Annotated in this window: 9 protein-coding genes; 5 read left to right on the top strand and 4 right to left on the bottom strand. The window is 72.7% G+C overall.

Features of this window, described 5'->3' with window-relative positions:
* Positions 1 to 90: 90 nt before the first annotated feature.
* The 3 genes from LHA35_RS06100 (at position 91) to LHA35_RS06090 (ending at position 4514) form a co-directional block, all read left to right on the top strand.
* Positions 91 to 1041: an SLBB domain-containing protein gene (locus LHA35_RS06100; RefSeq protein ID WP_226605832.1), complete on the top strand. Its 951-nt coding sequence runs from the start codon at positions 91 to 93 to the stop codon at positions 1039 to 1041.
* Between the two features lie 157 nt (positions 1042 to 1198).
* Entirely contained in the window at positions 1199 to 3289 is a 2091-nt protein-coding gene (locus LHA35_RS06095) for a YjbH domain-containing protein (protein WP_226605830.1), read from the top strand.
* A 169-nt stretch (positions 3290 to 3458) separates the two neighbouring features.
* Positions 3459 to 4514: a glycosyltransferase family 4 protein gene (locus LHA35_RS06090; protein WP_226605828.1), complete on the top strand. Its 1056-nt coding sequence runs from the start codon at positions 3459 to 3461 to the stop codon at positions 4512 to 4514.
* A 220-nt stretch (positions 4515 to 4734) separates the two neighbouring features.
* Here the strand turns inward: LHA35_RS06090 and LHA35_RS06085 are convergent, their stop codons facing one another.
* Positions 4735 to 5370: a YjbF family lipoprotein gene (locus LHA35_RS06085; protein ID WP_226605824.1), complete on the bottom strand. Its 636-nt coding sequence runs from the start codon at positions 5368 to 5370 to the stop codon at positions 4735 to 4737.
* A 357-nt stretch (positions 5371 to 5727) separates the two neighbouring features.
* On the opposite strand from LHA35_RS06085, the gene LHA35_RS06080 reads away from it, so the two are divergent.
* Positions 5728 to 6429: a hypothetical protein gene (locus LHA35_RS06080; protein ID WP_226605821.1), complete on the top strand. Its 702-nt coding sequence runs from the start codon at positions 5728 to 5730 to the stop codon at positions 6427 to 6429.
* An 18-nt stretch (positions 6430 to 6447) separates the two neighbouring features.
* On the opposite strand, the gene LHA35_RS06075 is transcribed toward LHA35_RS06080, so the two are convergent.
* Positions 6448 to 8472, bottom strand: a complete 2025-nt coding sequence (locus LHA35_RS06075; RefSeq protein WP_226605818.1) for a TRAP transporter permease — start codon at positions 8470 to 8472, stop codon at positions 6448 to 6450.
* A gap of 241 nt (positions 8473 to 8713) precedes the next feature.
* Positions 8714 to 9691, bottom strand: a complete 978-nt coding sequence (locus tag LHA35_RS06070) for a TAXI family TRAP transporter solute-binding subunit (protein ID WP_226605814.1) — start codon at positions 9689 to 9691, stop codon at positions 8714 to 8716.
* 207 nt (positions 9692 to 9898) lie between these two features.
* On the opposite strand from LHA35_RS06070, the gene LHA35_RS06065 reads away from it, so the two are divergent.
* Positions 9899 to 10597, top strand: coding sequence for a CBS domain-containing protein (locus tag LHA35_RS06065; RefSeq protein ID WP_226605811.1), 699 nt, complete (start codon positions 9899 to 9901; stop codon positions 10595 to 10597).
* A gap of 155 nt (positions 10598 to 10752) precedes the next feature.
* Here LHA35_RS06065 and LHA35_RS06060 read toward each other — a convergent pair whose 3' ends face one another.
* Positions 10753 to 12003, bottom strand: coding sequence for an MFS transporter (locus LHA35_RS06060; protein ID WP_226605808.1), 1251 nt, complete (start codon positions 12001 to 12003; stop codon positions 10753 to 10755).
* Position 12004: the final 1 nt, after the last annotated feature.

Genomic DNA, 12004 nt, shown 5'->3' with positions numbered 1-12004 from the left:
CGCCGATGAGGTCTACGCAGCCCCATACAACGAGCGCAGTTAGGATATGCCGCGCGCGTCGTTGCGTGCGGCCTTTCACCGCACGCTCCCGTGAGGTGCGGCTGCTACATAAGACCGGACCTCTCGACCGTCGAGCTGGCGCGGGAGCCGGCGGAGCAGACCGCGACCCTGCCGCTGTCGCGCACGCTGCTCGACCTGCGCTCCCGCAACTTCGCCGCCGTGCGGCTCTCCCCGCGCGATGCGGTGCGGCTGCCGCGCGGCTTCGGCGACCGCGACACCGGGCCGGTCACGCTGATCGGCGAATTCCTCCGGCCCGGCGTCTACGACATCCGCCGGGGCGAACGGCTCTCGGAGGTGATCGCCCGCGCCGGCGGCCTCACCCCGCAGGCCTACCCCTATGGCGCAGTCTTCAGCCGCGAAAGCGTGCGGCTGCGCCAGCAGGAGGGCTTCCAGCGCACGGCGCGGGAGCTGGAGCAGGGACTGATGCAGGTGGCGGCCGGGCAGGCGGTGGCGGGCATGCGCGGCTCCACCGACCTCTCGGGCGCCATCCAGGCCGGGCAGGCGCTGGCCAATTCCCTGCGCCAGGCGCGCGCCGCCGGGCGGATGGTGGTGGAGGCGAATCCGGTGGTGCTGGCCGGCCGCCCCGACCTCGATGTGCTGATGGAACCGGGCGACCTGGTGGCGATGCCGAAGCGGCCGAACGAGGTGACGGTGGTCGGCGCGGTGCTGAACCCGGGCAGCCTGCAATTCGCCACCGGCTGGAAGGCCGGCGACTATGTCCGCGGCGCCGGCGGGGAGCAGCGCTTCGCCGATGGCCGCCGCGCCTTCGTGGTGCTGCCGAACGGCCAGTCGGCGCCGGCCGGGCTTGGCGCCTGGCAATCGGGCGGGCCGCCCATCCCGCCCGGCAGCACCGTGGTGGTGCCGCAGGACCCCTCCCCCTACGAGACCTGGGGCTTCCTGCGCGACGTGACCCAGGTGCTGTCGCAGGTCGCGCTGTCGAGCGCCGCGCTGGCGGTCATCGTGCGGTCGAGTGGGCGGTGAAGGGCCGGCATCCCAGGGGGCTCCGCCCCCTGGACCCCCGTCGGGGACCGAACCGGTCCCCGGGCCGCTGTGTGCGTTTTTCATCGCTCTCCGGAGGATCCACTCGGGGGTCCTCCGGAGAGCGATACACCCAAGGGTTCCAAGGGCCCTTCGGCCCTTGGCAGGGGGGTACAGGGGGGGCAGCGTCCCCCCTGCGCTGCTGGCCCTCACGCTCCTCGCCACCCCGGCCGCCGCGCAGGAGGTGCCGGCGACGGGCAGCGACTACGGTGGCGTCGGGCTGATCGAGATGCGCAATGCCCGCTTCCGGCCGGACGGCACGCTGGAGGCGGGGGCGGCGCTTCGGCACCAGCGGCAATTCTGGTTCCTCTCCTTCCAGGCGCTGCCCTTCCTGGAGACCAGCTTCCGCCTGACGGACCGGCTGGACGGCACCCGCGGCTGGGGCACCACGAATGACCGCGCCTTCGATCTCAAGTTCCGGCTCTGGGAGGAAGGGCCGTGGCGCCCGGCGCTCGCCATCGGACTGCAGGATGCGATCGGCACCGGGATCTATGGCGGCGAGTATCTGGTGGCCTCCAAGCGTTTCGGCCCGCTGGATGTCTCGCTAGGGCTGGGCTGGGGACGGCTCGGGACGGGCGGGGACCTGCCCAACCCGCTCGGGAACCGCGCGCGCCGACGCCGGGTCGGCGAGGGCGGCACGCCCGCCTTCGGCAGCTGGTTCCGCGGGGAGGAGGTGGCGCTGTTCGGCGGGGTCGAATGGAGCCTGCCTGGCCTGCCGACTCCCTTCGGGGAGGTCGAGGGGCTGCGCGCCAAACTCGAATGGTCGGGCGATGCGCTGCGCGACGAGCGCGGCGGCTATCCCGCGCGGACCAGCGGGCTGCGCGGGGAGGCGCGGTCGCGGCTGAATCTCGGCCTGCAATGGCAGCCCAGCCCCTGGCTCGATGCCGGGGTGCATTTCGTGCATGGGACGGATGCGCTGCTGCGCCTCTCGCTCCGCATGGACCCGTCCCGGCCGCCGGAGGTGCCGCGGCCGCCCCCGCCCGCGATGCAGCCCCGGCCCGGGATCGGGGCCGAGGACCGCCTGGCCCCGGCGCTGCGGGCGGCCGGCTTCCAGCCGCTCGGCCTCGAGATCACGGGCGGGCTGGCGCGGATCGCGGTCGGGGGCGGGCGTTTCCCGACGCTGGCGCAGGCTGCGGGGCGGGTGGCGCGGCTCGCCCAGCCGCACCTGCCGCCGGAGGTGGAGCGGATCGAGATCGCCTGGCACCGCGCCGGCGCCCCGGTCGCCCGGCTGGTGCTGCTGCGGGAGGCGATGGAGGGCGCCGCCACCGGTTTCGGCAGCGCCGAGGAGGTGCTGGTCTCCTCCACCCTGCTGCCGGCCGAGGCGCAGCCTTTCCCCGGTGGCCTCGCCAGGCCCGGCCTCAGCTGGGCGGTCGAGCCGCGCGTGGCGCTCCAGCTCGGCGATCCCGGGGCGGCGGTGCGCTGGCAGGCCGCGGCGTTGGCGGGGGCGCGGCTCGGCCTCGGGCAGGGTTTCGCGGTGGCGGGCAGCCTGGCGCAGGCCCTGGCGGGCAATCTCGAGGAAGGCCGCCCCTCGGACAGCGCGCTGCCGCATGTCCGCAGCGATCTCGGCCGCTATGCGCGGGAGGGGAAGACCTCCCTCCCCACCCTCTATGCCGAGCGGATCTGGACCCTGGCGCCGGACTGGTTCGCGCGGGTCACGGGCGGGCTGCTGGAGCCGATGTTCCAGGGCGTCTCGGGCGAGGTGCTGTGGCGGCCGATGGACCGGCCGCTCGCGCTCGGCCTCGACCTGGCCTGGGTGGCGCAGCGGGACTACCGGGGGGGATTCGGGGCGCTCGGCTATACGGTCGCGACCGGCCATCTCTCGCTCCATGCCGACCTGCCGGTCTGGAATCTCTACACGGTGCTGCGGGCCGGGCGGTACCTGGCCGGCGACTGGGGCGGAACGATCGAGCTCGGCCGGCGGTTCGGGAGCGGGATCGAGGTGGGAGCCTTCGCCACCCTCACGGACGTGCCCTTCAGCAAGTTCGGCGAGGGCAGCTTCGACAAGGGGATCTATCTCCGCATGCCGCTGCAACTGCTGGGGCCGGAGACGACGGCGCGGGCGGAGGCGGTGATCCGGCCGGTGGTGCGGGATGGCGGGCAGCGGCTGATCGTCGACAACCCGCTTTGGGAAGTGACGCGGGAGGGACGGGCGGATGCGCTGGCGCGCGGCTATATGGGCTTCCTGAGATAGATCGGGCCGCGGCGGCGGCTTGCATTCGGATCAGCCAGGAAGGCAAGCCGCCGCGGGCCATGCCGGGCGGTCCGGCAGGCGGGCATGACACAGGGCGTGGCTCGAGGCCCTGCCCTGCGCCTGTGCCGGCTTGCCCCCTGCCCCGCCTTCCGCCACACCGCGGCCCGCAATGACCCTTGCCGCCCTCCTCCAGCATCTCGTCTTCGCCTGCGGCCTCGCCCTGCTCTCGGCGGCCGCCGTGCGGGCGATGATCGCCTGGCCCATCCTCGACCATCCGAACCACCGCAGCGCGCATGTCCGGCCGACGCCGCGCGGCGGCGGCGTCGGCGCGGTGCTCGTCTTCATCATCGGCATGCTGGTGCTCTACCAGGTGGCGGATGCGGCCCGCATCGCGGAGCGGCAGTTCATCGGCGTCATCCTGGCGGCCATCGCCATCGCCGGCGTCGCCCTGGTGGACGATATCCGCCCCCTCCCGGCCCGGTTGCGCTTCGGCGCGCAGCTCGCCGCGGCGCTGGTCGCGGTGGGGAGCGGGCTGTCCCTCACCCGCCTCGCCTTCCCCTATATCGGCCCGGTCGATCTCGGCTTCGCCGGCACGCTGCTGACCATCTTCTGGATCCTGGCCTGCACCAACGCCGTGAACTTCATGGACGGGCTGGACGGGCTGGTCGGCGGCACGCTGTTCATCGCCTGCGCGGCGCTGACCGCCATCGCGGCGCTGCAGGGCGGCGGCTTCGTCTACGCCGCGGCGCTGTTCCTGACCGCGGGCTTCGCCGGCTTCCTGCCCTTCAACCTGCATCCCGCGCGCATCTTCATGGGCGATGTTGGCAGCCAGTTCGCGGGCTTCATGCTGGCGGTGCTGGCGGTCGCGGCCAGCCGGTTCGACGTGAACCAGCTCAGCTTCCTGATCGTGCCGCTGCTGCTCTTCGGCCTGCTCTTCGATGCCGGCTTCACGCTGCTGCGCCGGGCCGCGATGGGCGACAAGGTGGGCGCGCCGCACCGGACGCATCTGTACCAGATGGCGCAGCGCGCCGGCATGGGCACGCGGGCCGTCGCCGCCACCCATTGGGGATTCGTGGCCTTCCATGCCGTGCTGGCCGCGCTGTTCCTGCAGATGCCGGCCACCGCGAAGCCGCTCATCGTGCTGCCGGCGCTGGCCGTGCAACTGGTCTGGCTCGCGCTCGTCCTTGCGCGGGTCCGCCGGGCCGGGCTGAGCTGGCGGGGGTAGAGCGGATCGCGGAGGGGCGTGACGGCCCGGCGGCGTGACTCCGCCCTGCCGACAGTGAATTGCGGCGGATCGGCGCTCGGCGGCGAAGGCGATCCGCCACAGGGCCAAGGCCGCCGGGTGAGGCCAGGCAGGCGGCGCCATCCGCTCGGTCCAGGCAAGGGGGAGGCAGGTCGTCGGGCGCGCATCGCCGGCGCGCCCCCGCTGGTTCAGCCGCCCCGCCTCACGGGCCCGGCCAGGCCGGCGCTGCGGGCGCTGGCTCCAGGAACTCCACGGTCAGCAGCGGCAGGCCGGGGCCGATCCATTGCTGCGCCTGCAGCACCGCGCCGCCCTCGGCCGCCACCCAGAAGCGGTTGGTGAAGCGGCCGGCCCCCTTGGCGCGGCAGCGCTCCTCCACCAGCAGCACCGCCGGCTCCTCGGTTTGCCTGGCATCCAGCCGGCATTCGACCGGGACGCCGAAGCGCATGCCTTCCGCCGCGCGATCGGCTCGCATCAGGTCCACCAGGCGGCGCGCGGCCGCCGGCCGGTCCAGCAACGCGGCCGGATCGGCCAGCGGGTCCGGCCCGTCGAAGCGCGTGGCCACCAGCATCTCCCCGAAGCCGGCGGTGGCGAGGATGCGGCCGCGATCCGTCTCCACCACCTCCTGGCCGGCGGTGCGCCACAGCCGGCGTTCCCCCACCGCCTGCACCGGCAGGGCATAGCGGGCGCGGCCACGCAGGGTCAGGCGGAGGGCGGGGCCAGCGGGCTCCGCCTCGGCCGCGGCGGGCCGGGAGGCGGCGGGCGCAAGCCCACCCCAGAGCGAATCCCCGCAACCCGCGAGGAGCAGCACGGGCAGGAGCAGGGCCGAGGCGGCGCGCATGCGGGGAGTCTAGCGGCGGCGTCGCAACGATACGAGCGATTCGGCCGCCCGACCGCGGGCATGGGAGGCGAGGAGGCGAAAAACCCGACAGGCCGGCCGGCAGGACCCCCTGCCATTAATAGATGAGCAATGGTCACGCATTCCCAAATCATGGCGCCCGCCGATTCGCCACCTCTGGCCAGGGCGTCAACACGTATACGTGATGCGGCAGTGCAACACGCCGGCCCGAGCTTCCTCGTTTCTGGATTGATCGCTTGAGATACGGCGGAAGCGGCGGGTACCCCCGGCGCCATGATTTCGTCTCATTGTATCCCGTATTGCCCTGTCCGCGCCGCTGTTGCAGCCCCGCTCGCCCTGGTGACCTGCCTGCTTCTCGTGCCACCGGCGGCGGGCCAGGAGGCGACCACACCCGCCCAGCAACTGACCGGCCAGTTCGGCCGCTCGGTCCTGCCGGCGCAGCCCTCCCGCCTGCGCTGGGATGCCCCGGGCGGTCTGTTCTGGGCCCAGGGCGAAGCCTCCCGCGCCCATCCGGAGCCCTCGCCGCTCAGCGAGGGCGGCTTCGGGCGCGGCGCCATCGCCCTCGGCGCCCGCCGGGAACTCACGCTGCTGCCGCAACTGTCCTGGTCCGTGGCGCCGCAACTGCGCGTCGAGACGGCAGGGGACCCGAACGGCCTGCCCACCGCCCACGCGATCAACGGCATGCTGGAGCAGGAACTGGCGCTGTCCCTGCCGGGCCAGACCCGCATCGCCGCCACGATCGGCCTGCATGACCGGATCGCGGCCGCCGGCCTCGGCGGCCTGCCCAGCGGCGCGGCGCCGACGCTGCGGGCCAGGGCCACGGTCGCCATGCAGGGCCAGGTCGTGGGCGCGCCGGTCCGCACGGAATTCCAGGTCACCACCATCCGGACGATTGCGGCCGATCATGGCCTGGATCGTCCGCCATCCTGCGAGCTTGGGCTGGCGGTGCGCTGGGCCGGCGGCCCGCCGCTGCGCCTCGCGGGCTCCTGCCCCGGGGAGGCGACGCAGCGCGTCACCCTCGGCATCAGCGCCAGTTTCTGACCGCGTCGCCGGCCCGGATCAGCCGGGCGCCAGGCGCGGCCCGCGCCATTGCAGCGCCAGCAGCGCCGCGCCGAGCGCGAGGCCGATCCAGTGCGGCGCCGGCAGCGCGCCGCCCAGCACCGTCTCGATCAGCGCGGGGAAGATCATCAGCAGCCCGGCGAGGGTAAGCCCCGCCCGCTCCCACCCCGCCAGCGCCCGCCGCGCGAAGCCCTGGCAGGCCGCCGCCAGGGCCGCCAGCCCGCATGCCGCCAGCAGGATCTGCCAGAGCACGTCGCCCCAGCCCATGCCGGGCTTGAAGGCCAGCAGCAGGCCGACGCCGTCCGGGTCGATGACGAAGACGAAGGGCAGGACGAAGGCCGGCAGGGTGTATTTCCAGGCCTGCAGCGTGGTGCGGTAGGGCCCGGCGCCGGTGATCGCCGCGGCGGCGAAGGGGCTCAGCGCGGTCGGCGGCGAGACCTCCGACAGCACGGCATAGTAGAAGACGAACATATGCGCGGCGTAGTCCGGCACGCCGAGCTTGATCAGCGCCGGCGCCGCCACCACCGCGCAGATGATGTAGCTGGCGGTGACCGGCACCGCGAGGCCGACGATCCAGACGATCAGCGCGGTGTAGAGCGCGGTGACCACCAGCGATCCGCCCGCCGCCTGGATGGCGATTTCGCTGAATTTCAGCCCGAGGCCGGTCAGGGTGATGACGCCCACGATGATGCCGGCGCAGGCGCAGGTGGCAGCGATGCCGACCGCCTGCACCGCGCCGCCCGCCAGCGCCTCGGTCAGCCGCCGCGGCCAGAGCGCACTCTCCCGCCGGAGGAAGGAGAGCAGCACCGCGACGCCCATGGCGTAGAGCACCGACATGGTCGGCGAGTAGCCGAGCAGCATGAAGACGACGATTGCCAGCAGCGAGGAGAAGTGGAAGCCGTATTTCTTCGTCAGCGCCCAGGCGCCCTCGGTGGCGATCGTCTCCCGCGCCGCGCCGGAGGCGCCGATGCGGCGCTGGTCGAGCTCCACCATGAAGAGCAGCGAGGCGTAGTAGAGCACGGTCGGCACCACCGCCATGCGCAGCACCTCAAGGTAGCCGATCTTGAGGTACTCGGCGATCAGGAAAGCCGCGGCACCAAGCACGGGCGGAGAGATGATGGCGCCGAGCCCGCCGGCCGCGAGCAGCCCGCCCGCATCATCGGCCCGATAGCCCACCCGGCGCATCATCGGCCAGGCCACGGTGCCGAGCGTGACGGTCGTCGCCACGCCCGAGCCGGACGGCCCGCCGAGCAGGAAGGAGGAGAGCACCACCGTCCGCCCCGCCGAGGTCGCCTTGCCGCCGGTCGCGGCGAAGGAGAAATCGACGAAGAACTTGCCCGCCCCGCTCATCTGCAGGATGGCGCCGTAGATGGTGAAGAGGATGATGAGCGAGGCGGAGACGTCCACCGCCGTGCCGAAGATGCCGTCCAGCGTGATGGTCAGGTGCGGGATCAGCCTCTCCGAGTCATAGCCCTGGTGCGTCCAGGGCGCCGGCAGGTAGTTGCCGAAGAAGCCATAGGCCAGGAACAGCCCGGCCACCACCGGCATGACGAAGCCGGTCGCGCGCCGCGTCACCTCCAGCACCAGCAGGATCAGGACCCAGCCGACGATGAGGTCTTGCGCCTCGGGGAAGACATAACGGTCCAGCAGCGGCTCGTTGCCGATCTGGTCGCCGCCGATCAGCAGGTACCAGGTGACGTAGAGCGCCGCCGCGATCAGTAGCACGTCCCAGGGCATCAGCCGGTGCCGGTGCCGCCGCAGCATGGGAAACAGCAGGAACCCCAGCACCATGGCGAAGCCGACATGGACGAAGCGCAGCACCGTCGTCGGCACGATGTCCCAGGCAGCCCAGAGATGGAACAGCGCCATCGCCAGCGCCGCCGCGGTGCCGACCACCCCGAGCCAGCCGCCGAAGCGGTTCTGCGCGCCCTCCTCCTCCTCGATCAGCCGCTCGACCCGCGCGGCGGTGTCGTCATCCAGCGCGCCCGGCGGCACTTCGGGAGGCAAGGTCGTGGTGCTGGTCATGTGGCTCTCGTGCGTATGTTCCGGGTGTCGCAGGGAGGGCGCTGCCCTCCCTGCACCCTCCCGCCAAGGGCCGAAAGGCCCTTGGATCCCATGAGTTTATCGCCATGAGGGGGGGGGGCCCGATGGGGTCCCCCCTCATGGCGATGGACTGACACAGGGGGCCGGGGACCGGTTCGGTCCCCGGCGGGGGTGCAGGGGGCAGCGCCCCCTGCAACGTCCCCGATCAGACGCCCGTGTGGCCTCAGGCCAGCGTCGCGCCCTGGGCCTTCCAGAAAGCCTCGGCGGCGGGGTGCCAGGGCACGCCGGCGGCGGCGGTCTTCTGCTTGTCGAGGGTGAAGTTGCGGCCCTCGGCATGGACCGTCGCCAGGTCGGCGCGATTGGCCCAGGTGGTCTCGAGGATCTGGCGGACCATGGCGTCCGGCATGGTGTCCAGCACCGCCAGGATGTTGGCGACCGACATCTGCTGGTTGTCGGTGGTCTGGCCCGGATAGGTGCCGGCGGGGATCACTTCCGGGAAATAGACCGGCCCGTGCTTCTCCGTGATCTTCGGGACGTATTCCGCATGGTCGATCAGGCGCAGCTGCACGCCGGGCGAGGCGCCGAGATCGGTGACGGCGCTGGTCGGCACGCCGGAGACGAAGAAATACGCGTCCAGCTTGCCGTCCTTGATGGCGTTGGTGCTCTCGGCGGGCGACAGGCGCTCGCGCGCGCGGAAATCCTTCTCGCGGTCGAGGCCGGCGCCCTCGATCAGGCGGAAGGCCATGATCTCGGTGGCCGAGCCGGGCGCGCCGGTCGAGACGCGCTTGCCCTTCAGGTCGGCCATGGTCCGGATGCCGGAGGCGGCGGTGGTCACCACCTGCATGCGGTTGGTGTAGAGCACGGCGATGGCGCGCACCTTCACCGGGCGGCCGCGGAAGCGGTCCTCCCCGCGGACGGCGTCCACGCTGGCATCCACCTGGCTGAAGATCAGCCCGACCCGGCCGGCGCCGAGCAGCTGGTTGTTGGCGATGGAGCCGCCGGTGACCTCGACGGTCGCGCTCATGCCCGGGATGTTGCGCGACAGGATGTTCGCGAGCGCGCCGCCCAGCGGGTAGTAGACGCCGCCCGTGGTGCCGGTGGCGATGGCGAGTTGCGTGCTGCCTTGCGCCCGTGCCAGGCCGGGCAGGGCAAGGGCGGCGGCGCCCGTGGCGATCAGGGTGCGGCGGGTGGGGCCGGTCATGGAGTCATCCTCCCGGATGGGTTTCGTTGGTGGTATAGATAGTCGCGGCGATTGATCCGCAAAAGGGGCAGCTCCCGCCTGGAAACCCCGGGCAATGGTGGCGGTTGCAGCATCGGGACTGGTGGCGAACCGGCCCTGCTTGCGCTGCCTCAAGGCCCGCGCGGCGGGAGGAGCGCAGGCTTCCGGCATGTTCCGATGGAGGAATCCATGTCCCACCTGACCGCCCGCGACCTGATGACACCCGATGTCGTGACCGTGCCGCCGGAGACCCCGGTGATCGCGGTGGCGCGGCTGCTGGCGGAGCGCGGCATCTCCGCCGTGCCGGTGATGGACAAGGCCGGCAAGGTGCTGGGCGTCGTGACCGAGGCCGACCTGATCCGCCGCCTGGCGGGCGAGGAGGACCAGCCGCAGGGCTGGCTGCGTTCGCTCTTCTCCGATCCGGGCGCGCAGGCCGACCGCTATGCCCGCACCCATGGCAGCACGGCCGAGGAGATCATGACCGAGGAGGTGGTCGCGGTGAGCGAGGCGGACACCGCGACGCATATCGCCCACCTGATGGAGGAGCGGGGCATCCGCCGCGTGCTGGTGCTGCAGGACGGCCGGTTGCGCGGCATCGTCTCCCGCGCCGATCTGCTGCGGGCGCTGGTCTCGCCGCCGCGGGTGGAGGGCGAGCTTTCGGATGAACGCATCCGCCAGGCGGTGCTGGCGGCCATGCGCAAGGAGCCCTGGGCCGACACCTTCTACACGCTGGTCGAGGTGAAGGACGGCATCGTGGAGTTCCACGGCTTCATGCGGACCGAGCAGGTCAAGCGCGGCCTCCGGGTGCTGGCCGAGCAGGTGCCAGGCGTGAAGGGCGTGGTGGACAAGACCCAGCCCATGCCGGTCTATCTCTACGGCGGGGTTTAGAGCAGATCGCGGACGGGCGTGAACGCCCGGGAGCGTGAAGCTGCTCGAAAAACAACAAGAGCTGCAGCGGATGGGCGTTCAGATACGAACGCAATCCGCCGTAGCCGGGGCGGCCGGCCGCGCTGGACAGGGCGCGGCCGGGCATGGCGCGCCGCTCAGCCGCGCGCCGGCTCCCGCACGCCCGCCAGGATCACCGCCCCAAGCGCCAGGAACACCACCACCGTGGCCATGCCGGCGCGCTGGCTGCCGGTCGCCGTCGTGACCGCGGCCAGCAGGGCGGGGCCGAGGAAGCCGGTGATGCGGCCCGAGAGGGCGAAGAGGCCGAAATGCGCCGCCACCTCGGCCGGCGGGGAAAGCCGCGCCATCAGCGTCCGGCTGGCCGCCTGGGCCGGGCCGATGAAGATGCCGAGCGCGAGGGCCAGCGCCCAGAAGAACGACTTGCCCTCCGCCACCAGCAGCCCGGAGCCGAGCAGGATCAACGCCGAGAGCGCCACCATGACGGTGCGCTTCGAGCCGAGCCGGTCCTCCACCAGGCCGAAGCCGGCGGCGCCGAGCCCGGCGGTGAGGTTCAGCGCGATGCCGAAGAGCAGAATCTCCTCGAACCCCATGCCGAAGACGCCGGCGGCATAGATGGCGCCGAAGGCAAACAGGGTGTTGAGGCCATCCGTGTAGAACAGCCGCGCCACCAGGAAGCGCGCGAGGCCGGGGTTGCTCGGCAGCCGGCGCAGCACGGCGGTGATCTCGGCGAGGCCGTCGCGCATGGCAGCGCCCCATGGCGGGCGCGCGCCGGCGGGATCGGGCAGGGCCAGCAGCACCGGCCAGGCGAAGAGCGCGATCCAGGCCGCGGTCAGCAGCGCCGTCGCCCGCACATGCTCCGCCTGCCCGCGGTCGAGGCCGAAGGGCGAGGGATCCGGCCGCACAAGCAGCACCAGGGCGATGACGAGGCAGAGCAGGCCGCCGGCATAGCCGAGCCCCCAGGCGAGGCCGGAGACGCGGCCCATCTCCCTCTCCCCGGCGACCTGCGGCAGCAGCGCGTTGTAGAAGACCATCGCCAGTTCGAAGGCGAGGGTCGCCAGGCCGACGCAGGCGAGCGCCCAGAGGGTGAAGGCCGGATCGGGCCGGGCGAACCAGATCCCGGCCGTGGCCAGCACCAGCACCGCGGTGCAGAGCGCGAGCATGAGCCGCCTGCGCCCGCCCGCATCCGCGACGGCGCCCAGCAGCGGCGAGAGCAGCGCGATGCCGATCCCGGCCAGGGTCTGCATCCAGCCCCATTGCGCCTGGCCCGTGGCGGGATCGGGCGCGATGCCGCGGGCGAAATAGGCGGCGATGACGAAGGTGGAGACGATCGTCGGAAAGGCGCTGTTCGCCCAGTCATACAGGGCCCAGGCCCAGGCGCGACGGTTCATG

This window comes from Roseicella aerolata (genome assembly GCF_020523605.1).
In the GTDB taxonomy this organism is placed as follows: Bacteria; Pseudomonadota; Alphaproteobacteria; order Acetobacterales; family Acetobacteraceae; genus Paracraurococcus; species Paracraurococcus aerolatus.
The sequence above is the reverse complement of the archived record's forward strand: the minus strand, read 5'-3'. Positions and strand labels throughout refer to the sequence as shown.